Here is a 24,614-nt window from a genome sequence, read left to right on the forward strand (position 1 = left end):
CGGGTCCCGCGGGGCCGGGCCGGGCGCGGCGGGGCGTTCGCCCCGTAATAAGGTCGCAGCATGCTTGATGCCCTGACGCTGGTGACCGGCGTCGCCGCGCTGCTGCTCGCCGCCTGGTGCGGCTGGGCGGCCTACCGTGACCAGCCCACGAAGGACTGGCACTTCATCGGGATGGCGGTGGTGTCGCTGCTCGCCCTGGTCCAGTTGGTGGTCGGGGTCGTGGCGCTGGCGCGGGGCGAGAAGCCGGCGCAGGGGACGACGATCTTCGTCGCGTATCTGCTGGGAGCCTTCGCGTGCGTCCCGGCGGCCGGGCTCATGTCGCTGACCGAGCGGACGCGCTGGGGTTCGGTGACGGCGGCGGCGGGCGGAGTGGTGCTCGCCGTCCTGGAGGTACGGCTCTATGACATCTGGGGAAGGTGAGATGAGCGCCGTGGAGGAGAAGCCGGCCGGGGCACGGCTCGTCAGCGGTCCGGGCACGCTGCTGGTCTGGCTGTACGGCGTGATGGTCGTCGGCGCGGTGTCGCGCTCGGCCTACCAGATCGCCACCGAGTTCGACCGGGCGCCGCTCGCCTACTCGCTGTCCGCGGTCGCCGGAGTCGTGTACGGCTTCATCACGTACTCGCTGGTGCGCGGCGGGGAGAAGGCGCGCAGGGCCGCGCTGGCGTGCTGCGTCGCCGAGCTGGTGGGCGTGCTGACGGTCGGCACGTGGACGCTCCTCGACAAGTCCGCCTTCCCGGACGCGACCGTGTGGTCGGACTACGGCCGGGGCTACGTCTTCATCCCGGTGCTGCTTCCGCTGTCGGCCCTGTACTGGCTGCGCAAGGCGCGGAAGCAGCAGCCGCAAGCGGCCTGAGCCGGTCCGCGGCCGCGCTACGCGGTCGCCGCGTAGCTGCCCTGCGGCTTCTCCAGGATGATCATCGGTACGCCGTCGGCGCCCTGGGAGGTGCCGACCACCTGGTAGCCCACGCGCCGGTACAGGCGCAGGTTGCCCTCGCTGCGGTGACCCGTGTGCAGCCGGAACCTGGTGGCGCCGCGCTCCACGGCCAGCGCGGCCTCGGCCGCGCGCAGCAGCCGGGCACCGATCCCGTGCCCCTGGAGGCGCGGGTGGACGCAGAGCTTGCTGATGAGGGCCGCGCCGTCCTCGGCCACCCGGCCGCGCACCGAGCCGACCACCTCGTCGCCGAGCCGCGCCACGAAGACGCAGTCCGCGGTCAGCTCGTGACGGATCGAGTCGAGGCTCTCGACGAGCGGGTCGATGCGGTAGTTGCCGTACAGCGCGGCCTCGCTCTGGAAGCACAGGTACTGCAACCTGAAGATCTGCTCCGCGTCCTGTTCGGCCGCCGCAGAGATGGTCACGCTCATGCCCATGTGCGCACGCCTCCCGCTCACTTGATCACCGGTCGTCCCCCACTCCTATCCCCGTGCTTCGCGGGCCGCAACCTCCGGTGCGCGCAATCGTCGCGGACATCCCGGACAACTGGCATGTTCCGGGCCCGTGCTGCCTTGTGAGATACCCAACTCACCCGCCCTCCAGTGGTGGGTGGGGTCCGGTGGCGACCGCGGTGCCCGTCGTGACGCGACGCGGCCGTCCCTGCGCGGGCTGCCGGGACGGCCGTGGGTCGCCCCGAACGGGGTGACGAAATTCAGCGGTTGGCGTGCCGGCCGCTCAGGAAGTCCTCGCGGGCGAGCAGTCCGGTGTCGGCGTTGTCGGTGAAGATGCCGTCGATGCCGGTGGCGAAGTAGGCCTGGAACACGGCGAAGACGTCACCGTAGGCGTCGGCGGCGGTGCCCTTGCGGAACGCGGGCGGCAGGAACGGGTTCTCGTTGCGGGCGGTGTACGGGTGCAGGATCAGACCCGCGGCGTGCGCGTCCCGGACCAGCGTGCTCGGCCGGGTGAGGTTGCCGTCGGCGTCCTTGGGGACGACCAGGTCGACGGTCGGGCCGATGCCCTGCGCGTAGGAGGCGATCTCCTTCAGGCCCTTGGGCGTGATCAGGTCGGCGACCGTGCGCGGATCGCCCGCCTCGACGAAGTCCCATGGGCGGCTGCGGGCGTCCGACAGCAGCACCACGAGCGGATTGCCGACCAGCCGGTCCAGCCGCTGGACACTGCTCGGCTCGAAGGACTGGAGGATCACCGGGGAGTCCTTCTTGTCCTTGCCGTACTTGCGCAGCAGCGCGGCGACCCGCTCCTCCAGGCCGAGGCCCAGCTTGCGGAAGTACGTCGGGTGCTTGGTCTCGGGGTAGATCCACACCTGCCGGCCGCGCTTGCGGGTCTGCTCGTCCTGCCACTTCAGGACCTCTTCGAAGGTGGGGATCTCCCAGCGGCCGTTGTAGAGGGTGTTGTGGGGACGGTTGGCCGGGATGCGTTCGATCGCGCGCAGCGTCTTCAGCTCGGCGAGGGTGAAGTCCTCGGTGAACCAGCCGGTGGTGGGCACCCCGTCCAGGGTCTTGGTGGTCCTGCGGGCGGCGAACTCGGGGTGGTCGGCGACGTCCGTGGTGCCGCCGATCTCCGGCTCGTGCCGGCACACGAGGTGACCGTCCTTCGTCGGCACCAGGTCACCGGCCTCGACGACATGGGCGCCGAGGTCGAGTGCCAGGTCGTAGGAGCCGAAGGTGTGCTCGGGCCGGTAGCCGCTGGCGCCCCGGTGGCCGACGATCGTCGGCACGGGCAGGCTCTTCAGCCCGCCGCCCTTCCGGCCGCCGGCTCCGCCCTGAACGGCTCCGGCCGCGCCGGGCAGTCCGAGGACCGCGCCGCCCGCGCCCAGCACCGCGGCCCCGAGTACGGCCCGGCGTCCGGTCCCGCGTCCCTGCTCGTCCGACTCCCGCGTACCCATGACCGCCTCCTGGTCTCGTGTCGTCCGTGCGCGCCGATCGTAGGTGGGCACCGATGACGGACGGGAGACCGCGCGGCGAACACCGGCGTGACGCCGGGTGTCGTCGGAGGCCGTACGGGACACAAGGGGCGTCGCCCGCCGAACGGGTGACGGTCCGTCGGCATGACCCGGGCCGGCCCGGGAAGACGCACTCGGTGGCGGTCGTCGCGGCCCCTGGTACGGCCGATCCGCCGAACGGGGCGAAGTGGCGTACGGCACGGGCGCCGCCGCGCGCGTCACGCGGTCCGGGTGCCGCCGCCTCGGGCCGCGGTGTGTCACGGCCCGCGGACCGCCGCCGGTCCCCGCGGACCGGAACCGCCACGGCCGCGCCCGGCACCACGAGCGGCACGACGAAGGCGACCGCGACGGACATCCCGTTCTCCGCCCCCGGACGGCGAGCGACCTCCATCACATCGTTCCGTTCGGGTCAACGGCGCGAAACGTACCTCCGTCGCAGGTAAACGTATGTCAACAGTGTGTAAGAGGCGGTGAGCCCGATGTGCATTCGGCCCCGGGCCGCGAGTATCGTCCTCACCTGCACAGACTCATGAACAATCCCTCGACATCTCCAGACACCGGAGGGCCCGTTGTCCCGCTTCGCGCTCATCAAGGCAGTGCTCGGCCCGATCATGCGCCTGATGTTCCGCCCACAGGTGGAGGGCGCGGAGCGGATTCCGGGCGACGGCCCGGTGATCCTGGCCGGCAACCACCTGACCTTCATCGACTCGATGATCCTGCCGCTGGTCTGCGACCGCCAGGTCTTCTTCATCGGCAAGGACGAGTACGTCACCGGGAAGGGCTTCAAGGGCCGGCTGATGGCCTGGTTCTTCACCGGCGTCGGCATGATCCCGGTCGACCGTGACGGCGGCCGGGGCGGTGTGGCCGCGCTGATGACCGGCCGCCGGGTGCTGGAGGAGGGCAGGATGTTCGGCATCTACCCGGAGGGCACCCGCTCCCCCGACGGCCGCCTCTACCGCGGCCGCACCGGCATCGCCCGGCTCACCCTGATGACCGGGGCGCCCGTGGTCCCGTTCGCCATGATCGGCACCGACAAGCTCCAGCCGGGTGGCTCGGGTCTGCCCCGGCCGGGCCGCGTCACCGTCCGCTTCGGCGAACCGATGGAGTTCTCCCGGTACGAGGGCATGGACCGGGACCGGTACGTCCTGCGGGCCGTGACCGACTCGGTGATGGCGGAGGTCATGCGGCTGTCCGGGCAGGAGTACGTCGACATGTACGCGACCAAGGCGAAGGCGGCCTAGCCAGGCCTCGGGCGGTCCGGCGGGGCACCGACGGCCGCGGGTCCGCCGTGGCCGGTCGCCACCACGCCGCGCAGGCTTGTCCCGGCACCGCCCGCGTCCCTGTCGTCCCGGCACCGCCCGCGCCGCCGTCGTACCGGCGCCGCCCGCCTCGTCGGCGGTGTGCCGCCCGCCGGGAGCGGTGTTCCGCCCGCCGGCCGACGCGCCGGGCTCCGGCGGACGGGGCCGCGACGACGGCGGCGACGGTCGACCGCCGTCACTCCGCCGCGCCGCCCGCCCGGGGTTCAGAGCTTCTGGCCCTTCAGCAGGAACCACGCCGCCAGTGCCGTTGCCAGCAGTACCGCCGCTCCCGCTCCCGACGCCAGGTGCAGGCCGTGGACGAAGGACTCCCTGGCCGCGTGCAGCAGGGCCTCGGAGGTCCGCGCCGGCAGGCCCGCCGCCACCTCGACCGCGCCGCCCAGCGACTCGCGGGCGGCGGACGGTGTGCCCTCCGGGCCGGTGAAGCCCCGGTAGACGCCGGTCACGATGGAGCCCAGCAGGGCGATGCCGAGGGCCGCGCCCAGTTCGTACGCCGTCTCGGAGACCGCCGAGGCGGCGCCCGCCTGCTCCTTGGGCACGCTGGACAGGATCACATCGGCGGTCACCGTGAAGGAGAAGCCGGCACCGACACCGACCACCAGCAGGGACGTGCCCAGCAGCGGGTAGCCGGTGGTCCCGCTGAGCGTCGTCAACGCGGCCAGCCCCAGCCCGATGGCAGCCAGTGAGCCGGAGACCACGGTCCGCACCGAGAAGCGCCTTGCCGCCCGCCCGGCGAGCAGTCCGGCCGCCACCGCGCCCACGGCGGCGGGCAGTTCGAACAGGCCTGCCTCGAACGGCCGCCTGCCCTGCACGAGTTGCAGGTACTGGGACAGGAAGAACACCAGACCGGACATGCCGAGCACGGTCAGCAGATCGGCGAGGACGGCGCCGGAGAACCCCCGGCTGCGGAAGAGCCGCATGTCCAGCAGCGGCTTCGGCAGCGTGAGCTGGCGGCGGACGAAGCCGTACAGCGCGGCCGCGCCCAGCAGACCCGTGGCCAGGACCGGCCAGGTGAACCCTCGCGCCGCGGCCTCCTTGACCGCGTAGACGACGCCGATCACGCCGACCAGCGACAGCACGACGCTCGCCAGGTCCCACGGGCCCGGGTCGGGGTTGCGGGACTCGGGCAGGGTCTTGATGCCGACCAGGACGAGGACCGCCATCACGGGCAGGTTGATCAGGAAGACCGAGCCCCACCAGAAGTGCTCGAGCAGCAGGCCGCCCACGATCGGGCCGACGGCCGTGCCGCCGGAGGCGGTGGCGCCCCAGATGCCGACGGCGAGGCTGCGCTCGCGCGGGTCGTGGAAGAGGTTGCGGATCAGGGCGAGCGTGGCGGGCATCAGGGTGGCGCCCGCGACACCGAGCAGCGCCCGCGCCAGGATCATCATGTCCGGCGTGGCGGCGTAGGCGTTGAGCACGGAGACCGCGCCGAACGCGGTGGCCCCGCCGAGCAGGATGCGCTTGCGGCCGATGCGGTCGCCGAGGCTGCCCATCGAGACGAGCAGACCGGCGATGACGAAGGAGTAGACGTCGCCGATCCACAGCAGCTGGGTGCCCGAAGGCCTGAGGTCCTCACTGATGAAGGGGGTCGCGAGACCGAGGACGGTCGCGTCGACGGCCACCAGCAGCACGGCGAGCACGAGGACGGAGAGCGCGAGCCAGCGGCCCGGACGCTGCTCCACCTCCGCCACACGAGCCGGCTGCAGGGTGCTGGTCATGATTCCTCGTTCCGTGAAGTGTCCGTGCGCAGTGCGCCGCCGAGCAGCAGCTCGGCGATCATGTGGTGGAAGTCCTTGGGGGCGACCTTGCCGCTCAGCACGACGTAGGCGCCGGAGGCGATGAGGCCGAAGAGGGCCTCGGTGAGCCAGGCGGGGGTGAGGTCGATACGGATCTCGCCGCTGAGCTGGCCGCGCCGGAAGACCTCGGAGATGCGCTCGTCGAGCCGCGCCCAGCCCTCGTTCTGCTCCTCGCCCTCGAACAGCTGGTTCTCCGTGTAGAGGAAGGAGAGCAGCCCGGCCGCCGGTTCGATCTCGCGGACCAGGCGCCGTACGGCGTCGCCCGCCGGCCCCTCCCCCAGACGGGCCGCGTCGAGGGCGGCCTCGCACTCGGCGATGCCGAGCGCCTCCAGCGCCCTGACGAGCGAGTCGCGTCCGGCGAAGTGGCGGTGCAGCGTGGCCCGGCTGATCCCGGCCGCCTTGGCGACCTCGTCCATGGTGGCGGTGGACTTGTGGGTGAGCAGGGTGGCTGCGCTGCGCAGCACGAGGTCACGGTCGACAGCCATGAGACAACGATACTCCACATGAGACATTGATGTCTCACATTAGGCGTACGTGTCTCACGGCCTCGTGCTGGAGGAGGGTGCCGTGGGCGCTCAGTGCCAGGGCAACTGCCCGCGCCGCTCCCAGTAGGCCCGCGGCTCCTCGGCCAGCGTGTCGAGGCGGGTGAGCTGGTCCTCGTCGAGGTCGACGGCGGGGGCGTGCAGGTTGGAGGCGAGCTGGCCGGGGGTGGCGGCGCCGGAGAGGACCACACCGGCCCAGGGGCTGCGCAGGATCAGGGCGAGGGCCACCGCGTCGCAGCCCAGGCCCGTCTCCCGGGCGACCGCCTTGAGCGCCTCGGGGGCGTACGGCTCGGCGAGCCGGCCGTTGGCCATGCCCTCCTTGACGATCACCGTCAGTCCGGCGTCGTGCGCCTCGGCGAGGGCGGAACCGGCGGAGGTCTCCAGGGCGTTGTACGTCGACTGGACGGTACGGAAGAGGGGGGCGCCGCCGACCGTCACGCCGAGCGCGGCCCGGACGGTGTCGGCCTGGGCGGGTCCGCTGGTGGAGAAGCCGATCGTGAGGCCGTCCGCGGCGGCCTCGGCGAGCCTGGCGTGCAGTTCCTTGTCGGTGAGCGCCGGGCTGTCCGGGGTCAGCGAGTGGATCTGGTACAGGTCGAGCCGGTCGCCGAGCAGTCCGGCGGTCTCGGCGCGCTGCCGCTCGTAGGCGGCGAGGCTGTGGTCCTTGACCTCGTGCCGGTCGGCGTCGGTGGTCCAGTTCGCGGTGTAGGTGTAGCCCCACTTGCTGCCGACGACGACATCGTCGGCGTCGGGGCGGGCCCTGAGCCAGTCGGCGAGGAACTCCTCGGCGCGGCCGTAGGAGCGGGCGGCGTCCACGTAGCGGACGCCCTGGGCGTAGGCGGCGTCCAGGAGTTCGTGGGTGCGCTCGCGCAGGGCGTCCACGGTGCGGTCGGCCGGGAGGTCCCTCTCACGGCCGAGGTTGATGTAACCCGGACGCCCGACGGCGGCGAGTCCCAGTCCGATGTGGCACGTGGGGGTCGTGGCCGAGGCCAGTCGGGCGAAGGGCATCGCGGGCTCCGTTCGGTCGCTTCCTTACGGCTGTGGACCAACGTAACCCGCGAGGCCCCGAAGGCCGGCGAACTACTTCCGGGCGTCCGCCCACTGGTGCTGCGCCGCCACGTCCGCCTTGACCTCGGCGAGCTGGACGGCGACCGCGCTCGGGGCGGTGCCGCCGCGGCCGCTGCGGGAGGCGAGGGCGCCGGGGACGTTGAGGACGGTGCGCACCTCGGGCGTCAGATGGGCGGAGATCTTGGCGAACTGCTCGTCGGTCAGCTCGTCGAGTTCCTTGCCCTCGGCCTCGGCGGCCTTCACGCACTCGCCGGCGACCTCGTGCGCCACCCGGAACGGCACGCCCTGCTTGACCAGCCACTCGGCGATGTCGGTGGCCAGCGAGAAGCCGGCCGGGGCCAGCTCCTCCATGCGCTCGCGGTGCACGGTGAGCGTGGCCATCATGCCGGTGAAGGCCGGCAGCAGGACCTCCAGCTGGTCGCAGGAGTCGAAGACGGGTTCCTTGTCCTCCTGGAGGTCGCGGTTGTACGCCAGCGGCAGGGCCTTCAGGGTGGCGAGCAGCCCGGTCAGGTTTCCGATCAGCCGGCCGGACTTGCCGCGCGCCAGCTCGGCGATGTCCGGGTTCTTCTTCTGCGGCATGATCGACGAGCCGGTGGAGAAGGCGTCGTGCAGGGTCACGAAGGAGAACTCCTTCGTGTTCCAGATGATGACCTCCTCGGCGATCCGGGAGAGGTTCACACCGATCATCGCGGTGACGAAGGCGAACTCCGCGACGAAGTCCCGGGAGGCCGTGCCGTCGATGGAGTTGCCGGCGCTGCCGCGCTCGAAGCCGAGGTCCCGCGCCACCGCCTCCGGGTCCAGGCCGAGGGAGGAACCGGCCAGGGCGCCGGAGCCGTACGGCGACACGGCCGTCCGCACGTCCCACTGGCGCAGCCGCTCGGCGTCCCGCGACAGGGACTGGACGTGCGCGAGGACGTGGTGGGCGAACAGGACCGGCTGGGCGTGCTGGAGGTGGGTGCGGCCGGGCATGGCCACGTCCGGGTGGGCCTCGGCCAGGCCGATGAGCGCGTCCTGGAGGTCGGCGATCAGACCGCCGATGATCCTGGCGTGGTCGCGCAGGTACATGCGGAAGAGGGTGGCGACCTGGTCGTTGCGGGACCGGCCGGCGCGCAGCTTGCCGCCGAGGTCGGCGCCGAGGCGCTCCAGCAGTCCGCGCTCCAGGGCGGTGTGCACGTCCTCGTCGGCGATGGTGCCGGTGAAGGAGCCGTCGGCGACGTCCGCCTCCAGCTGGTCGAGGCCGGCCAGCATGCGCCGCAGTTCGTCGTCCGTGAGCAGCCCGGCCTTGTGCAGCACGCGCGCGTGGGCGCGGGAGCCGGCGATGTCGTAGGGCGCGAGGCGCCAGTCGAAGTGGACGGACGCGGACAGCTTCGCCAGGGCCTCGGCGGGGCCGTCGGCGAAACGGCCGCCCCAGAGCCGTACGTCACCGCTGTTGCTGCTCACTGCGTTGCTCCTCGGAGATGGCGATGTGCGCGACCGCCTCCCCACCCGTGAGTGAGGAGGCGGTTGTCAGGCTAGTGCGTGCGAGGCGACCCGGCGCCGTGACGCGAGGTCCGCGCCGGGTCGGGGCCCAGGGTCTTTCGTCTGGATCGAGCCCGGCGTGATCCGGACGAGAGGCCCTAGGCCAGGTCGCGCCGTGCGGCGATCTGCGACGACAGGCTGTAGATGTCGATGAAGCCCTTGGCGGCGGACTGGTCGAAGGTGTCGCCGGTGTCGTAGGTGGCGAGGTTGAAGTCGTACAGCGACTCCTGGGAGCGCCGGCCCGTGACGACCGCGCGGCCGCCGTGCAGGGTCATGCGGACGTCGCCGGAGACGTGCTGGTTGGCCTCGTTGATGAAGCCGTCCAGGGCGCGCTTGAGCGGGGAGAACCACTGGCCGTCGTAGACCAGTTCGCCCCAGCGCTGCTCGACCTGCCGCTTGTAGCGGGCGAGTTCACGCTCGACCGTGACGTTCTCCAGCTCCTGGTGGGCGGTGATCAGGGCGATCGCGCCGGGAGCCTCGTACACCTCGCGGGACTTGATGCCGACGAGGCGGTCCTCGACCATGTCGATCCGGCCGATGCCCTGGGCGCCGGCGCGCTCGTTGAGCTGCTGGATGGCCTGGAGGACGGAGACGGGCTTGCCGTCGATGGCGACCGGGACGCCCTCCTTGAAGGTGATGATCACCTCGTCGGCCTCACGGGCGACGGCCGGGTTCTGGGTGTACTCGTAGATGTCCTCGATCGGCGCGTTCCAGATGTCCTCGAGGAAGCCGGTCTCCACGGCGCGGCCGAAGACGTTCTGGTCGATGGAGTACGGGGACTTCTTGGTGGTCGCGATCGGGAGGTTCTTCTCCTCGCAGAACGCGATGGCCTTGTCCCGGGTCATCGCGTAGTCGCGGACCGGGGCGATGCACTTCAGGTCGGGGGCCAGGGCGACGATGCCGGCCTCGAAGCGGACCTGGTCGTTGCCCTTGCCGGTGCAGCCGTGGGCGACGATGCCGGCGCCGTGCTTCTGGGCGGCGGCGACCAGGTGCTTGACGATCGTCGGCCGCGACAGCGCGGAGACCAGCGGGTAGCGGTCCATGTAGAGGGCGTTGGCCTTGATCGCCGGGAGGCAGTACTCGTCGGCGAACTCGTCCTTGGCGTCGGCGACCTCTGCCTCGACGGCACCGCAGGCGAGCGCGCGCTTGCGGATGACGTCCAGGTCCTCGCCGCCCTGGCCGACGTCGACCGCAACGGCGATGACCTCGGCGCCCGTCTCCTCGGCGATCCAGCCGATGGCGACGGAGGTGTCCAGACCGCCCGAGTAGGCGAGTACGACGCGCTCGGTCACGGGATTCTCCTCACACTGCATTCGCTGATATGCATGAGTATGCAGAACTCTGCATGGTTCGTCAATCTCATCCGGGGCGCGTCGCGGCACCAGGGGATTCGCAAGGTGCTTTCAGAACTCGCCCGTCACTCCCTGAACGAGCGCAACCGCTTCCGCGTATCTCCCGGCGAACACGGGCGCCCCGGCCGCCGGACCCCGGGCGCCTGCACCCGGCCGCCTGCACCTCACCCCGTGAGGTGACAGGCAGCCGTGGCCGCCCCGAGGAAGCGCCGGCCGGGGCGGCCACGGTGGGGCCTGTGGAGGCCGCAATTCCTTAGACAGGCGAAAGAACTTTCCCGGATAATCGTTGGACATGGGAAAGACGTATGAGCGCATAGACGGCAGGCTGCGCACGTTCATCGAGCGGCAGCCCCTCTTCTTCACCGCGACCGCCCCGCTCTCCGGCGACGGCACGGTCAACCTCTCCCCCAAGGGCCTCAAGGGCTCCTTCGCGGTGCTCGACGAGCACACCGTGGCCTACCTGGACTTCGCCGGGTCCAACGCGGAGACCATTGCCCACCTGCGTGAGAACGGCCGGATCGCCCTGATGTGGTGCGCCTTCCAGGGCCCGCCCAGCATCGTGCGCGTCCACGGCCGGGGCGAGCCCGTCTTCCGCGACGACCCTCGCTTCGGCGAACTCCTCGCCCGTTTCCCCGACATCGATCCGGCCGCCCACGGGCTTCGCGCGATCATCGTCGTACACGCCGAACTGGTGCGGGACACCTGCGGATACGCGGTCCCCTTCATGGCGTACGAGGCGGACCGCGATCTGCACGGCAGGCGCTTCGCGCGCGAGGACGACGCCTCGCTGAGCGACTACTTCACCCGGAAGGAGCACGTGGCCACCAGCCTGGACGGACTGCCCGGACTGCCGTTGCCGCTGCCGCCGTCCACGGTCTGAGCCATGCGCCCCGGTCTCGCCGCGCTCCTCGCCGCCCGGTCCCTCCTCGCTCTCGGTGCCGCGCCCGCGGGCGAGGTGCCGCTGCCGGAGCGGATGCGGGACACCGGCGGCGGCTCCCAGCTGATCACCGCTCAGGCGGCCCGCGCCGGCGCCATGTCGGGCACCGTCACGTGGTGGGACCTGCGCGGCGGACGCTGGGTGCGGGCCGGTTCGGCGCCGGCCCGGTTCGGCGCGAAGGGGCTCGTCGAGGGCTTGGAGCGGCGGCAGGAGACGTACACGACGCCGACCGGGCTGTACCACCTGCCGTTCGCCTTCGGCGTCCAGTCCGCGCCGGGCGGGACCCGGCTGCGGTACCGGCGGGTGGGCCCGGACTCTCGGTGGTGCCAGGACAACGGCTCGCGTTCCTGCAACCGCTGGACCCAGCCGCGCCCCGCGGACTGCCGGGCCACCGAGTCCGGGCACCTGGTGGCGTACCCGAGGCAGTACGCGCACGCGCTTGTCATCGGGTTCAACCACTCCCGTCCGGTGCGCGGCCGGGGGGCGGGCATCTTCCTGCACGTCAACGGGCCCGGGGCGACGGCCGGCTGTGTGCCGGTGCCACGTGAGGCCATGCGGCGGATCCTGGCGTGGGCGGATCCCGCGCGCCGGCCGCACATCGCGATCGGCACGGCGGGGCGGCGCGACCGCGATCAGCCGTTACTGACTCAGGGGCTTTCGTCCGGATCAGGCCGGATCAGGCCGGATCAGGCTTGCGAGCCCGGCGTGATCCGGGCGGAAGATCCTGGACGCCACCCGCCGGCAGCCGGACGATGAAGGCCGTGGAGCCGGGGCGGCTGTCCAGACCGACACCGCCGCCGTGGGCCTCCGTCACGGCCGCGACGATCGACAGGCCCAGGCCGGCCCCGGCGCCGCCGAAGGAGTCGGTGCGGCGGCGGTCGGCCCGGGTGAAGCGCTCGAAGACACCGGGCTGGACCTCCTCGGGGACGCCGGGCCCGTCGTCGTGCACCCGCAGCACGGCCGTGGCGGCGCTCTCCGGGTCCGCCTCCCGGTCGCACTCCAGGTCCAGTGACACCGTCACCTTGGTGCCCGCGGGCGTGTGCGCTCGCGCGTTGGCCAGCAGGTTGGCCAGCACCTGCTGGAGCCGGTGGGCGTCACCGGTCACCGTCACCGGTTCCTCCGGCAGCTCCAGCGTCCAGCGGTGCTCCGGACCCGCGGCCCGGGCGTCCGTCACCGCGTCCAGGACCAGTCGGGTCAGGTCGACCGGGTGGCGGTCCAGGGGACGCCCGGCGTCCAGCCGGGCCAGGAGCAGCATCTCGTCGACCATCTCGCCCATGCGCGCGGACTCGGCGGCGATGCGTTCCAGGGCCCGGGTGACCTCGGGCGGCACCGGCCCCGGGTGCAGCAGGGCGAGCTCGGCGTGGCCGCGCACCGTGGCGACCGGGGTGCGCAGCTCGTGGCTGGCGTCGGCGGCGAATCCGCGCAGCCGCTCCTCGCTGGCGTGCCGTTTGGTCAGCGCGTCCTCGACGTGGTGGAGCATCCGGTTGAAGGCGGCGCCGACCCGCCCGACCTCGCTGCGCGGGTCGGCGCGCGGCGCGCGGGGCGGCAGCGTCACCTCGCCGCTGGCGAGCGGCAGCTCGCTGACCCGGGCGGCGGTTTCCGCGACCCGGGTCAGCGGCCGCAGCGACCAGCGCACCCACAGGGCGCCCGCGACCCCGGCGACGGCCAGGGCCAGGGCGGAGACGATCCCCGCGACCAGTTCGAGGCGGTGGACCGCGGCCCGCACCGGCGCCATCGGCAGCCCGGTGACCAGCACGTCGCCGTCCCGGCCCGGCCAGGCCGCCAGCCGGTACTCACCCAGGTCGGACAGGCGCACCGTGCGCCCGCCGCGGTCCACCGGGAGCGCGGCCAGCGCCACGCGGTCGGCGCCGGTGAGGGTGACGTCGAAGCCGGGACGTGACTCGGAGGGGACCATGGCCGCGTGGGTCACCGTGCCGCCGAGGAGCCGCGCACCGAAGGTGCCGGCGGCCTGGCGGCGGGTGTCGCCGCGCTCGTCGCCGTCGTGGTCCGAGGGCTTGGCGGGCGTGACGGTGCCGTGCTCCAGGCTCTCCGGGAAGCCCGGACCGGCCTGCTGGAGCTGCTGGTCGATCCGGCCGGTGAGGAAGCCGTCCAGTTCGAGGACCGCGGCCACGCCGACGGCGGCGCAGCCGACGGCCAGCAGCACCACCAGGCCGAAGGTGAGCCGGGCCCGCAGGGTGCGCGGCCGGGGCAGCCGCGGTGTCCGCGGTGCCATCGCCCGCCGCGGCACGGTCACCGTACCGCCGGCTTCAGCACGTACCCGGCCCCGCGCACCGTGTGGATCATGGGCTCGCGGCCGGCGTCCACCTTCTTGCGCAGGTACGAGATGTACAGCTCCACCACATGGGCCTGGCCGCCGAAGTCGTAGGACCACACACGGTCGAGGATCTGCGCCTTGCTCAGCACCCGGCGCGGGTTGTCCATCAGGAAGCGCAGCAGCTCGAACTCGGTCGGGGACAGCTCGATCAGCTCTCCCGCCCGGGTGACCTCGCGGGCGTCCTCGTCCATGACCAGGTCGCCCACGGTCAGCCGCGGGCCGTCCGCCGGCTGCCGGGCCATGCCGGCGCGGCGCAGCAGTCCGCGCAGCCGGGCGACCACCTCCTCCAGGCTGAACGGCTTGGTCACGTAGTCGTCGCCGCCCGCGGTGATCCCCGCGACACGGTCCTCCACCGCGTCCCGCGCCGTGAGGAAGAGCACACAGACGCCCGGCTGCGCGGCGTGCAGCTCACGCAGCACGGCGAATCCGTCGGTGTCCGGGAGCATCACGTCGAGGACGACGGCGTCGGGCCGCACCTCGCGCGCCGCGGCGACGGCCGAGGCCCCGTCGCCCGCGGCGCGCACCTCCCAGCCCTGGTAGCGCAGGGCTCCGCAGAGCACTTCGGCGAGGTCGGGGTCGTCGTCGACGACGAGGACGCGCACGGGGGTGCCGTCGAGGCGGGTGAGGGCGGGCAGGCCGGGAGGGCTCGGGCGGAAGGTGTTCATGGCCCCTCCAGCATCGCCGGTCCCCGGCCCGGACGGCGAGGGAGGATGCTCTGAGTTTTCTGTGAGTGGGCCCACTCTGCCCGCGGCTCAGAGCTTCCTCAGAGGTTCGCCCCGCACAGTGGCGTCCTGGACCGGCGAAGGGACGGGAGAGCGGATGACCACGGTGTACGAGCGGCGGGCGGCACCGCCCGTGCCACTGGCGCCCCGGCGCTCCCCGGCGGGCGCGGTGCTGGCGCTGCTGTGGTCCGGTGCGGCCGCGGTGGTCCTCCTGTGGTGGTTCGACACCGCCTCCGTCGTGGGCGCGGCGGGCTGGCTGACCGGCGCCGGGCGGATCGCGGGCCTGCTGTGCGGGTACGCCTGCGCGGTGCTGGTCGGCCTGATGGCGCGGGTGCCGCTGCTGGAGCGCCGGATCGGCTCGGACCGAGTGGCGCGCTGGCACGCGATGGCCGGCCGCTACACGGTGTGCCTGCTGGTCGTGCACGTGGTGCTGATCCTCGCCGGGTACGCCGCGCAGGACGGCTTCTCCGTTCTGCGCGAGGCGGTCACGGTGGTGCTGGACTATCCGGAGATGCTGAAGGCCACCGCCGGGACCGTGATCCTCTTCGCGGTCGGCGTCACCTCGGCGCGCGCGGTGCGCCGCCGGACCGGTCACGAGTTCTGGTACTACACGCACCTGCTCACCTACGCCGCCGTCTTTCTGGCCTTCGGCCACCAGGTGGCGCTGGGCGCCGAGTTCACCGGCCACGTCCTGGCCACGGCGGCCTGGTACGCGCTGTACCTGGGCGTCGCGGCCCTGGTGGTGTGGTTCCGGATCCTGGTCCCGGTACGGCTCAACCTGCGCCACCGGATGCGGGTCGAGCTGGTCCACAAGGAGGCGCCGGGCGTGTACTCCGTCGTCGTGCGCGGCCACCGGCTGGACGAACTGGGCGCACTGCCGGGGCAGTTCTTCCGCTGGCGGTTCCTCGCCGAGGGCATGGCCTGGACGTCGACGCCGTACTCCCTGTCGGCACCGCCCCGCCCGGACCTGCTGCGCATCACGGTGAAGGCGCTCGGCGACCACAGCGCGGCCGTGCCGCTGCTGCGGCCGGGCACCCGGGTGTGGGCGGAGGGCCCCTACGGGTCGATGACCGCCGACCGGCGCACCTCGCACAAGTCCCTGCTGATCGCCGCCGGGGTCGGTATCACGCCGCTGCGGGCGCTGTTCGAGACGCTGCCCGGTGACGTCACCCTGCTGTACCGGGCACGTACAGCCGAAGACCTTGCCCTGGGCGGTGAGCTGGAGGCCATAGCGCGCGGGCGCGGGGCCCGGGTGCTGTACGCGCTCAACGGCCCGCGCGGCGAACGCCCCCGCCTCACCGTGGAGTCCCTGCGCACGGCCGTCCCCGACCTGGCCGGGCACGACGTGTACCTCTGCGGTCCGCACGCCTTCGCCCGGGACCTGTACGAGGTGCTGCGCGCCGCCGGGGTTCCGGACCGCCGTATCCACCACGAGTCGTTCGAGCTGTGAGGCCCTGTTGCACGCGCTGAGGAAGAACCGTCCGCTGCGCCGCGTCGTGCTGGCGAACGCCGCCACCGTCTCCGGACTGGTGATGCTGCTGTCGCTCAAGCCGCACACGCCGCCGCAGATCGCCGCGGATCCCGCGCCGGCCCCGTCCAGCGGTTCCAGCACGTCCGGCGGGACCGGCGGGGCCGGCCGGTCCACCGGTACCAGGTCCGTCACCGGTGAGACGGTGCAGACCCGCTGGGGTCCGGTCCAGGTGCGGGTCACGCTCGTCGACGGCCGGATCACCGACGTGACGGCGCTCGCCCAGCCCTCGGACAACCCGCGGGACCGGGAGATCAGCGGCTACGCCATCCCCCAGCTGCGCAGGGAGACGCTGACCGCGCAGAGCGCGAGCATCGACACCGTCTCGGGGGCGACGTACACCAGTGACGGATACCGCCGCTCGCTCCAGTCCGCGCTGGACGCGGCCCGGAGCTGAACCTCGACCGGACACTGAACGCGGGGCCGCCGTGGCACGTATTCCAGGGCCAAGGGACCACGCCGCCGCCCTTGACCCCGTCCGCGGAGGAACCGTGACCAGCACGCTCGCAGGAGGCCGCGCCGCCCGGCGCCAGACGATGCGCCGCATCCGGCCGCGCCGCTCCCCCGCCGTCCCGCTGCTGACCGCCGTCTGGGCGGGCGCGGCGGGCGTCGTCTGGCTGTGGTGGATGAACACCCCGTCCGTCGACGGCACCGCCGGGAGGGTCCTGAACGCGGGCCGGATCACCGGCCTGCTCGCCGGCTACCTCATGGCGCTGGTCGTGCTCCAGATGGCGCGGGTGCCGGCCCTGGAGCGGCGGGTGGGCTCCGACCGGGTCGCGCGCTGGCACGCCATGACCGGCCGGTACACGCTGTGCCTGGTCCTCGCGCACGTCTTCCTCACCATGTGGGGCTACGCGCTGCTGGGCGGCAGGTCGCTCGGCGACATCGTGGCGCAGACCGTCGAGTCCGTCGAGCAGCTGCCCGACATGGGCAAGGCCGCGATCGGCACCGGTCTGCTGGTGGTCGTCGGACTGGTCTCGATCGGCCCGGTGCGCCGCCGGATGCCGTACGACACGTGGTACCACGTGCACCTGCTCACCTATGCCGCGGTGTTCCTGACGTTCTGGCACCAGATCACCACCGGCAACGACTTCGCCGTGGAACCGGCCGCCAGGACCTTCTGGTACGGCCTGTACGGCGCCGTGACCGCGCTGGTGATCTGGTACCGGATCCTCACCCCGATCCGGCTGAACCTGCGCCACCGCATGCGGGTGGAGGCGGTGATCGAGGAGACGCCGGGCATCGTGTCGGTGCTGATCGGCGGCAAAAGGCTGCACCGGATGGGCGCGGAGGCCGGGCAGTTCTTCCGCTGGCGGTTCCTGGCACCCGGCATGCGGTTCTCCTCCCACCCGTACTCCCTGTCGGCGGCGCCCCGTCCGGACCTGCTGCGCATCACCGTGAAGGCGATCGGCGACCACAGCGCCGGGCTGCGCGAACTCACCCCCGGAACCCGGGTGTGGGCGGAGGGGCCGTACGGCGCGCTGACCGCGTCCCGGCGCAGCCGCGGCAAGGTGCTGCTGGTGGCGGGCGGGGTGGGCATCACGCCGATGCGGGCGCTGTTCGAGACGCTGCCCGGCGCGGCCGGTGACATCACGCTGCTGTACCGGGCCAACAGCACGCAGGACCTGGCCCTGTGGGGCGAACTGGCGAAGATCGCCGACGAGCGCGGCGCCCGGCTGATGTACGCGGTGAACAGCCCGGACGGGGAACGCCCCGACATCTCCGCCGAGTCGCTGCGCCGCAAGATCGCCGACATCGACCGTCACGACGTCTTCATGTGCGGCCCGCCCGGCTTCGCGCAGTCGGTGTACGAGGCACTGCGCGGCGCGGGTGTCCCCGCCCGCCGCATCCATCACGAGTCGTTCGAGATGTGAGCGACGGAACGCGGAACGGCCGCGGAAACCAGATGACTTACGGGACTCACGGGAATTCAGGAGCTCATCGGCGATGAGGAAGAGCCACCCCATCCGACGTGCCGTGCTGGCCGGCGCCGCGACCGTGTCCGGCATCGTGCTGCTGCTGTCGCTGAAGCCGGCCTCCGACCCGGCCTCCGCCTCGGCGGCCGGCGCGGCGCCGCAACGGACCGCGGCGGCGCAGGATTCGCCACAGGGCGGCAGCGGCGCGCAGCGGACGGGCACGCAGTCCGTGACCGGCGACGTGGCCCGGACCCAGTACGGCGACGTGCAGGTCCGGCTGACCGTCAGCGGCGGCAGGATCACCGCGGCGGAGGCGGTACAGGCACCGCAGGGCGGGGTCAGCGGCCAGAAGAGCGATCTGGCCGTCCCCAGGCTCAATCAGGAGGCCGTGACCGCGCAGAGCGCCGACATCGACACCGTCTCCGGGGCGACCTACACCAGCGGCGGCTACAAGAAGTCCCTCCAGTCGGCACTCGACAAGGTGAAGGCGGACGGTTCGGCGTCCGGGCAGGCCTCAGGTCCGGCGTCCGGGCAGGCATCCGGTCCGGCATCCGGGCAAGCCCCCGGTTCGCCTTCCGGCTCGTCCTCCTCGGGGGCCGCCGGCTCGCAAGCCGCGCAGACCCGTGCCGTCACGGGCGAGGCCGCGCAGACCCAGTACGGCCCGGTGCAGGTCCGGATCACGGTCAGCGGCGGCAGGATCACCAAGGCCGAGACGGTACAGGCACCGCAGGGCGGCGTCAGCGGCCAGAAGAGCGACCTCGCCGTCCCCAGGCTCAACCAGGAGGCCGTGACCGCGCAGAGCGCCGACATCGACACCGTCTCCGGGGCGACCTACACCAGCGGCGGCTACAAGAAGTCCCTCCAGTCGGCACTCGACAAGGCGGGTGGCTGAGGCCATGTCCGGTTCGGCGCAGGGTCCCGCCGCGGTGCGGCACGCGGAGGAGGTCATGGGGACCGTCTTCTCCTTCGACGTGCGCGGCGGTCGGTCCGACGCGGTGGCGGCGGCCCTGGACGAGGCGATCGCCGGGCTGCACCGCGCCGACGAGGTGTTCAGCACCTACCGCGACGACAGCCAGCTCTCCCGCCTGGCGCGCGGTGAGCTGACCGTGGCGGAGTGCGACCCCGAGGTCGCCGAGGTGCTCGAACTGGGCGCCGAGGCCGAACGGGTCAGCGAGGGCTGGTTCAGCCTGCGCTACCAGGGGAGCCTGGATCCGACCGGGATCGTCAAGGGCTGGGCCGCCGAACGGGCCGCCCGGCGGATCGCGGCGGCGGGGGTGAGCGGGGTCAGCGTGAACGGCGGCGGAGACGTGCAGTTGCTCGGCTCCCCCGACACGCAGCGGCCCTGGCGCGTAGGCGTCTCGGACCCCCTGCGCCCCGGCGCGCTCGCGGCGGTGGTCTCCGCGGCGGGTACGAGCGAGCTGGCGGTGGCGACATCGGGCACGGCCGAGCGCGGCGCCCACATCGTCGACCCGGGCACCGGCAGGTCGGCGGTCACCGACCTGGTCGCGGTCACCGTGGTCGCCCCCAGCCTGACCTGGGCGGACTGCTGGGCGACGGCCGCGTTCGCCATGGGCTCCCGCGAGGGCCTGGCCTGGCTGGAGTCGTTGCCGGACGTGGAGGCGCTGCTGATCACGGCGGGCGACGAGGTCAGGTGCACGCACGGGCTCGCCGCCCGCCTGGGCTGAGGTCCGGCCGGCCCCGCGCCGAGCTCACTGGCCGTTCTGCGCCAGCCTCAGCAGGTGGTCCGCCAGCGCCTGTCCCCCTGTGGGGTCCCGGCTGATCAGCAGCAGCGTGTCGTCGCCGGCGATGGTCCCCAGGATGTCGTGCAGCTCGGCCTGGTCGATGGCCGAGGCGAGGAACTGCGCCGCCCCCGGAGGCGTCCGCAGGACCACGAGGTTGGCGGAGGCCTCCGCGGAGATCAGCAGCTCCTGCGAGAGCCGCCGCATCCGCTCCTCCTTCACCGACTCCCCCAGCGGTGCGCGCGGAGTGCGGAAACCGCCCTCGCTGGGCACCGCGTAGATGAGGTCGCCGTCGGTGTTGCGGATCTTCACCGCGTTCAGCTCGTCCAGGTCGCGGGAGAGCGTCGCCTGGGTGACGCTCAGCCCGTCGTCGGCCAGCAGCTTCGCCAACTGGCTCTGGGAGCGCACTGGTTGCCGGTTGAGGATGTCCACGATCCGGCGGTGGCGGGCGGTGCGGGTCTGCGGCACCGCAGGCCCGGCCTCGGTCTGACCGTTCTGCGCCTGACTCATCGTCGTCTCAATCTCCGGATCATCCGTCCCCGTTTGCCACGTCCAGGACGCCGGGCAGCGCTCCGAGGAAGGCGTCCACCTCGTCGTCGCCGAGGTTCAGCGGCGGCATCAGCCGTACGACGTCGGGGGCGGGCGCGTTCACCAGGAAACCGGCCTCCTGAGCCGCCTGCTGCACCTGGGGCGCGCGCGGCTCGGTGAGCACGATACCCAGCAGCAGGCCCGCGCCCCTGACGTGGGCGACCAGCGGGTGGTCCAGTGACTCGATCCCCTCGCGCAGCTTCTCGCTCTGCCGCTTGACGTTCTCCAGCAGCCCCTCGCCCGCGATCGTGTCCAGGACGGCGAGTCCGGCGGCGCAGGCGACCGGGTTGCCGCCGAAGGTCGTACCGTGCTGACCGGGCTGGAGCAGGTCGCCGGCGCGCCCGAAGGCGACGGTGGCGCCGAGCGGCAGTCCGCCGCCCAGGCCCTTGGCGAGCGTGACGACGTCCGGCAGGACGCCCTCGTGGGCCTGGTACTCGAACCAGTGCCCGGTGCGCCCGACCCCGGTCTGCACCTCGTCGAGGACCAGCAGCGAACCCGTGGCCGCCGTGATCGCCCTGGCCGCCTTCAGATAGCCGGGCGGGGGCACCACGACCCCGTTCTCGCCCTGGATGGGCTCGATGACGACGAGGGCGGTCTCCTCGGTGACCGCGGCGGCCAGGGCCCGCGCGTCCCCGTAGGGCACGTGGGTGACCTCGCCGGGCAGCGGCAGGAACGGCTCCTGCTTGCCGGGCTGTCCGGTGAGCGCGAGGGCACCCATCGTCCGGCCGTGGAAGCCGCCCTCGGTGGCGACCATGTGCGGCCGCCCGGTCAGCCGGCCGATCTTGAAGGCGCCCTCGTTGGCCTCGGCGCCGGAGTTGCAGAAGAACACCTTGCCGTCCCGGCCGAAGAGCTGGAGCAGCCGTTCGGCCAGGGCGACGGGCGGTTCGGCGATGAACAGGTTGGAGACGTGGCCGAGGGAGGCGATCTGCCGGCCGACCGCCTCCACGACGGCGGGATGGGCGTGGCCGAGCGCGTTGACCGCGATACCGCCGACGAAGTCGACGTACTCCCGGCCGTCGGCGTCCCACAGTTTCGCGCCCGCACCGCGGACGAGGGCGAGCCGCGGGGTGCCGTAGTTGTTCATGAGCGCGCCCTGCCAGCGCGCGGTCAGTGCCTGGTTGCCCATCTCCTGATCACGCGCGTCCTGGTTGCTCACGTCCTGGTTGCTCACGACTCCCCCTGTTCGTCCGGCACGACCATCGTGCCGATGCCCTCGTCGGTGAAGATCTCCAGCAGGATCGAGTGCTGGACCCGGCCGTCGATGACGCGGGCGGTGGTCACGCCGCCGCGCACCGCGTGCAGGCAGCCCTGCATCTTCGGCACCATGCCGGAGGACAGCTCCGGCAGCAGCTTCTCCAGCTCGCTCGCGGTCAGGCGGCTGATCACCTCGTCGGAGTTCGGCCAGTCCTCGTAGAGGCCCTCGACGTCGGTGAGGACCATGAGGGTCTCGGCGCCCAGTGCCGCGGCGAGCGCCGCGGCCGCCGTATCGGCGTTGACGTTGTAGACGTGCCCGTCGTCCTCGGAACGGGCGATCGAGGACACGACCGGGATGCGGCCGTCGGCGAGCAGCGCCTCGATCGCGCCGGTGTCGATCGCGGTGATCTCGCCCACCCGCCCGATGTCGACCGGCTCGCCGTCGATCTCGGGGGTGTGCTTGGTGGCGGTGATGGTGTGGGCGTCCTCGCCGGTGAGGCCGACGGCGAAGGGCCCGTGCTGGTTGAGCAGGCCCACCAGCTCCCGCTGCACCTGCCCGGCGAGCACCATCCGCACGACGTCCATGGCCTCCTCGGTGGTGACCCGCAGACCCGCCTTGAACTCGCTGACGATGCCGTGCCGCTCGAGCGCCCGGCTGATCTGGGGGCCGCCGCCGTGCACGACGACGGGCCTGAGGCCGGCGTGCCGCAGGAAGACGACGTCCTGGGCGAAGGCGGCCTTCAGCTCCTCGTCCACCATGGCGTTGCCGCCGAACTTGATGACGACGATCTTGCCGTGGTGCCGGGTCAGCCAGGGCAGCGCCTCGACGAGGATCTTCGCCTTGGGGAGCGCGGTGTGTTTGCGAGTGGTTGCGGAGCTCATGAGGAGTACGCGCTGTTCTCGTGGACGTAGTCGGCGGTGAGGTCGTTGGTCCAGATGGTGGCGGTCTGGGCGCCGGCGGCGAGGTCGGCCACGATGTGGACCTCGCGGTAGCGCATGTCGACCTTCGCGCGGTCCTCGCCGACGCCGCCGTTCTTGCAGACCCAGACGCCGTTGATGGCGACGTTGAGCCGGTCGGGCTCGAAGGCGGCCCTGGTGGTGCCGATCGCCGAGAGGACGCGGCCCCAGTTGGGGTCCTCGCCGTGGATGGCGCACTTGAGGAGGTTGTTGCGGGCGATGGAGCGGCCCACCTCCACGGCGTCCTCCTCGGTCGCGGCGCCCACCACCTCGACCTTGATGTCCTTGCTGGCGCCCTCGGCGTCCCGGATGAGCTGCTGCCCGAGGTCGTCGCACACCGCTCGTACGGCCTCGGCGAACTCCGCGTACGGCGGGGTGACCCCGGAGGCGCCGGAGGCGAGCAGCAGCACGGTGTCGTTGGTGGACATGCAGCCGTCGGAGTCGACCCGGTCGAAGGTGACCCTGGTGGCGGCGCGCAGCGCCTGGTCGAGCACGTCGGACTCGAGGTCGGCGTCCGTGGTGAGGACCACGAGCATGGTGGCCAGGCCCGGGGCGAGCATGCCCGCGCCCTTGGCCATACCGCCGACGGTCCAGCCGTCCTTGGTCACCACGGACGTCTTGTGGACGGTGTCGGTGGTCTTGATGGCGATGGCGGCCTTCTCGCCGCCGTGCTCGGAGAGCCGGGCGGCGGCCGTCTCGATGCCCGGCAGCAGCTTGTCCATGGGCAGCAGGACGCCGATCAGTCCGGTGGAGCAGACCGCGACCTCGATGGCGCCGATACCGAGCACGTCGGCGGCCTTCTCGGCGGTGGCGTGGGTGTCCTGGAAGCCCTTGGAGCCGGTGCAGGCGTTGGCGCCGCCGGAGTTGAGGACGACCGCGGAGAGTCTGCCGTCCTTGAGGACCTGCTCGGACCACTGCACCGGGGCGGCCTTGACGCGGTTGGAGGTGAAGACGCCCGCGGCGGCGCGGCGGGGGCCGGTGTTGACCACGAGGGCCAGGTCCGGGTTGCCGCTCTCCTTGATCCCGGCGGCGATGCCCGCCGCCTGGAACCCCTTGGCTGCCGTGACGCTCACTGCATCTCCCTGTTCGCCGCGCCGCGGTAGCGGCTGATGTCACTGCCGCCCGTGCGGCGCAGCGGTGCGGCCATCGTCCTTGTCTGCGGCACGGTGGCTGCACGTGCGTCGCTCACGGTGCGACTCCGATCGTGGAAAGTCCGAGTTCCTCGGGAAGTCCGAGGGCGATGTTCATGCTCTGCACCGCGCCGCCCGCGGTGCCCTTGGTCAGGTTGTCGATGGCGCTGATCGCGATGACGCGGTGCGCGGCGGGGTCGTACGCCACCTGGATCTGCACGGCGTTGGAGCCGTACACGGAGGCGGTGGCGGGCCAGCGCCCCTCGGGGAGGAGGTGGACGAAGGGCTCGTCGGCGTAGGCCTTCTCGTACGCGGCGCGTACGGAGTCGGCGGTGACCCCGGGCCGGGCCTTGGCGCTGCACGTGGCGAGGATGCCGCGGGGCATCGGCGCGAGCGTGGGCGTGAAGGACACGGTGACGCGCTCCCCCGCCGCGGCGCTGAGGTTCTGGATCATCTCCGGGGTGTGCCGGTGCAGGCCGCCCACCCCGTAGGGGGACATGGATCCCATGACCTCGGAGCCGAGCAGGTGGGGCTTGGCCGCCTTGCCGGCACCGGAGGTGCCGGACGCGGCGACGATCACGGCCTCGTTCTCGGCGAGTCCGGCCGCGTAGGCCGGGAAGAGGGCGAGGGAGGCGGCCGTCGGGTAGCAGCCGGGCACCGCGATGCGCCTGGCCCCCGCCAGCGCGGCGCGGCCGCCGGGGAGTTCGGGGAGGCCGTAGGGCCAGGTGCCGGCGTGCGGGGAGCCGTAGAAGCGCTCCCAGTCGGCGGGGTCATTGAGCCGGAAGTCGGCGCCCATGTCGATGACGAGGACGTCGGGCCCCAGTCGCTCGGCGACGGCGGCGGACCGGCCGTGCGGCAGAGCGAGGAAGACGACGTCGTGCCCGGCGAGGACGTCGGGGGTGGTCTCCTCCAGGACGCGGTCGGCGAGGGGCGGCAGGTGCGGTTGCAGGGCGCCGAGCCGCTCTCCGGCGTTGGTGTTCCCGGTCAGGGCGCCGATCTCGGCCTCGGGGTGCGCCAGGAGCAGGCGCAGCGCTTCTCCGCCCGCGTATCCACTCGCTCCGGCGACCGCCACACGTACAGCCATGAAC

The 24,614-nt window shown here is 72.6% G+C and carries 23 protein-coding genes and 1 pseudogene; 10 read left to right on the forward strand and 14 right to left on the reverse strand.

Annotated features, from left to right (window positions below):
* Positions 1–60: 60 nt before the first annotated feature.
* Positions 61–420, forward strand: coding sequence for a hypothetical protein (locus tag ACIQMV_RS00820; protein ID WP_365774332.1), 360 nt, complete (start codon positions 61–63; stop codon positions 418–420).
* A 1-nt stretch (position 421) separates the two neighbouring features.
* Positions 422–853, forward strand: a complete 432-nt coding sequence (locus ACIQMV_RS00825; protein ID WP_141362661.1) for a hypothetical protein — start codon at positions 422–424, stop codon at positions 851–853.
* Between the two features lie 17 nt (positions 854–870).
* Here ACIQMV_RS00825 and ACIQMV_RS00830 read toward each other — a convergent pair whose 3' ends face one another.
* Both ACIQMV_RS00830 and ACIQMV_RS00835 read right to left on the reverse strand, forming a co-directional pair.
* Entirely contained in the window at positions 871–1,368 is a 498-nt protein-coding gene (locus tag ACIQMV_RS00830; protein WP_402590095.1) for a GNAT family N-acetyltransferase, read from the reverse strand.
* A gap of 275 nt (positions 1,369–1,643) precedes the next feature.
* Positions 1,644–2,834 carry a glycerophosphodiester phosphodiesterase gene (locus tag ACIQMV_RS00835; RefSeq protein WP_402590097.1) on the reverse strand — a complete coding sequence of 397 codons (1,191 nt, stop codon included), beginning with the start codon at positions 2,832–2,834 and terminating at the stop codon, positions 1,644–1,646.
* A gap of 626 nt (positions 2,835–3,460) precedes the next feature.
* On the opposite strand from ACIQMV_RS00835, the gene ACIQMV_RS00840 reads away from it, so the two are divergent.
* Positions 3,461–4,132 carry a 1-acyl-sn-glycerol-3-phosphate acyltransferase gene (locus ACIQMV_RS00840; RefSeq protein WP_141362655.1) on the forward strand — a complete coding sequence of 224 codons (672 nt, stop codon included), beginning with the start codon at positions 3,461–3,463 and terminating at the stop codon, positions 4,130–4,132.
* Between the two features lie 281 nt (positions 4,133–4,413).
* Here the strand turns inward: ACIQMV_RS00840 and ACIQMV_RS00845 are convergent, their stop codons facing one another.
* The 5 genes from ACIQMV_RS00845 to ACIQMV_RS00865 all read right to left on the reverse strand — a co-directional run bounded on the left by ACIQMV_RS00845 (position 4,414) and on the right by ACIQMV_RS00865 (position 10,420).
* Positions 4,414–5,925 carry an MFS transporter gene (locus ACIQMV_RS00845; RefSeq protein WP_402590099.1) on the reverse strand — a complete coding sequence of 504 codons (1,512 nt, stop codon included), beginning with the start codon at positions 5,923–5,925 and terminating at the stop codon, positions 4,414–4,416.
* Positions 5,922–6,488 (reverse strand): TetR/AcrR family transcriptional regulator, encoded by a 567-nt coding sequence (locus ACIQMV_RS00850; RefSeq protein ID WP_402590101.1) that lies wholly within the window; start codon positions 6,486–6,488, stop codon positions 5,922–5,924. The genes ACIQMV_RS00845 and ACIQMV_RS00850 overlap by 4 nt, the downstream gene beginning before the upstream one ends.
* Positions 6,489–6,578: 90 nt before the next feature.
* Positions 6,579–7,550, reverse strand: a complete 972-nt coding sequence (locus ACIQMV_RS00855; protein WP_402590103.1) for an aldo/keto reductase — start codon at positions 7,548–7,550, stop codon at positions 6,579–6,581.
* Positions 7,551–7,622: 72 nt separating this feature from the next.
* Positions 7,623–9,050 (reverse strand): argininosuccinate lyase, encoded by a 1,428-nt coding sequence (gene argH / locus ACIQMV_RS00860; RefSeq protein ID WP_402590104.1) that lies wholly within the window; start codon positions 9,048–9,050, stop codon positions 7,623–7,625.
* Between the two features lie 176 nt (positions 9,051–9,226).
* Positions 9,227–10,420 (reverse strand): argininosuccinate synthase, encoded by a 1,194-nt coding sequence (locus tag ACIQMV_RS00865; RefSeq protein ID WP_141362645.1) that lies wholly within the window; start codon positions 10,418–10,420, stop codon positions 9,227–9,229.
* 352 nt (positions 10,421–10,772) lie between these two features.
* On the opposite strand from ACIQMV_RS00865, the gene ACIQMV_RS00870 reads away from it, so the two are divergent.
* Together ACIQMV_RS00870 and ACIQMV_RS00875 are read left to right on the forward strand one after the other, a co-directional pair.
* A complete protein-coding gene (locus ACIQMV_RS00870) occupies positions 10,773–11,360 on the forward strand; it encodes a pyridoxamine 5'-phosphate oxidase family protein (RefSeq protein WP_402590107.1) in 588 nt (195 codons plus the stop codon).
* A gap of 3 nt (positions 11,361–11,363) precedes the next feature.
* Positions 11,364–12,063 (forward strand): annotated as a pseudogene (locus ACIQMV_RS00875) (hypothetical protein).
* A gap of 30 nt (positions 12,064–12,093) precedes the next feature.
* Here ACIQMV_RS00875 and ACIQMV_RS00880 read toward each other — a convergent pair.
* Together ACIQMV_RS00880 and ACIQMV_RS00885 are read right to left on the reverse strand one after the other, a co-directional pair.
* On the reverse strand, positions 12,094–13,650 hold the full coding sequence (locus ACIQMV_RS00880) for a sensor histidine kinase (protein ID WP_402590109.1): 1,557 nt from the start codon (positions 13,648–13,650) through the stop codon (positions 12,094–12,096).
* Positions 13,651–13,667: 17 nt separating this feature from the next.
* The gene (locus ACIQMV_RS00885; protein ID WP_402590110.1) at positions 13,668–14,417 is read right to left on the reverse strand and encodes a response regulator transcription factor; all 750 of its coding nucleotides are present in this window, start codon (positions 14,415–14,417) and stop codon (positions 13,668–13,670) included.
* 154 nt (positions 14,418–14,571) lie between these two features.
* On the opposite strand from ACIQMV_RS00885, the gene ACIQMV_RS00890 reads away from it, so the two are divergent.
* The 5 genes from ACIQMV_RS00890 (at position 14,572) to ACIQMV_RS00910 (ending at position 19,603) form a co-directional block, all read left to right on the forward strand.
* Entirely contained in the window at positions 14,572–15,924 is a 1,353-nt protein-coding gene (locus ACIQMV_RS00890; RefSeq protein ID WP_402590112.1) for a ferric reductase-like transmembrane domain-containing protein, read from the forward strand.
* 7 nt (positions 15,925–15,931) lie between these two features.
* Complete coding sequence (locus ACIQMV_RS00895; protein WP_402590114.1) at positions 15,932–16,399, forward strand: FMN-binding protein; 468 nt, start codon at positions 15,932–15,934, stop codon at positions 16,397–16,399.
* Positions 16,400–16,493: 94 nt separating this feature from the next.
* A complete protein-coding gene (locus tag ACIQMV_RS00900) occupies positions 16,494–17,876 on the forward strand; it encodes a ferric reductase-like transmembrane domain-containing protein (RefSeq protein WP_402590116.1) in 1,383 nt (460 codons plus the stop codon).
* A 73-nt stretch (positions 17,877–17,949) separates the two neighbouring features.
* Positions 17,950–18,810: an FMN-binding protein gene (locus tag ACIQMV_RS00905; protein ID WP_402590118.1), complete on the forward strand. Its 861-nt coding sequence runs from the start codon at positions 17,950–17,952 to the stop codon at positions 18,808–18,810.
* A gap of 4 nt (positions 18,811–18,814) precedes the next feature.
* Positions 18,815–19,603 (forward strand): FAD:protein FMN transferase, encoded by a 789-nt coding sequence (locus ACIQMV_RS00910; protein WP_402590120.1) that lies wholly within the window; start codon positions 18,815–18,817, stop codon positions 19,601–19,603.
* 24 nt (positions 19,604–19,627) lie between these two features.
* Here the strand turns inward: ACIQMV_RS00910 and ACIQMV_RS00915 are convergent, their stop codons facing one another.
* The 5 genes from ACIQMV_RS00915 to argC all read right to left on the reverse strand — a co-directional run bounded on the left by ACIQMV_RS00915 (position 19,628) and on the right by argC (position 24,610).
* Entirely contained in the window at positions 19,628–20,167 is a 540-nt protein-coding gene (locus ACIQMV_RS00915; protein ID WP_100567805.1) for an arginine repressor, read from the reverse strand.
* A gap of 19 nt (positions 20,168–20,186) precedes the next feature.
* On the reverse strand, positions 20,187–21,371 hold the full coding sequence (locus ACIQMV_RS00920) for an acetylornithine transaminase (protein ID WP_402590958.1): 1,185 nt from the start codon (positions 21,369–21,371) through the stop codon (positions 20,187–20,189).
* Positions 21,372–21,412: 41 nt separating this feature from the next.
* On the reverse strand, positions 21,413–22,321 hold the full coding sequence (gene argB, locus ACIQMV_RS00925) for an acetylglutamate kinase (RefSeq protein ID WP_141362628.1): 909 nt from the start codon (positions 22,319–22,321) through the stop codon (positions 21,413–21,415).
* The gene (argJ, locus tag ACIQMV_RS00930) at positions 22,318–23,469 is read right to left on the reverse strand and encodes a bifunctional glutamate N-acetyltransferase/amino-acid acetyltransferase ArgJ (RefSeq protein WP_402590123.1); all 1,152 of its coding nucleotides are present in this window, start codon (positions 23,467–23,469) and stop codon (positions 22,318–22,320) included. Before argJ ends, argB begins: the two co-directional genes overlap by 4 nt.
* 112 nt (positions 23,470–23,581) lie before the next feature.
* Positions 23,582–24,610, reverse strand: coding sequence for an N-acetyl-gamma-glutamyl-phosphate reductase (gene argC, locus ACIQMV_RS00935; protein WP_141362624.1), 1,029 nt, complete (start codon positions 24,608–24,610; stop codon positions 23,582–23,584).
* Positions 24,611–24,614: the final 4 nt, after the last annotated feature.

Source organism: Streptomyces sp. NPDC091412 (genome assembly GCF_044756885.1).
GTDB lineage: Bacteria > Actinomycetota > Actinomycetes > Streptomycetales > Streptomycetaceae > Streptomyces.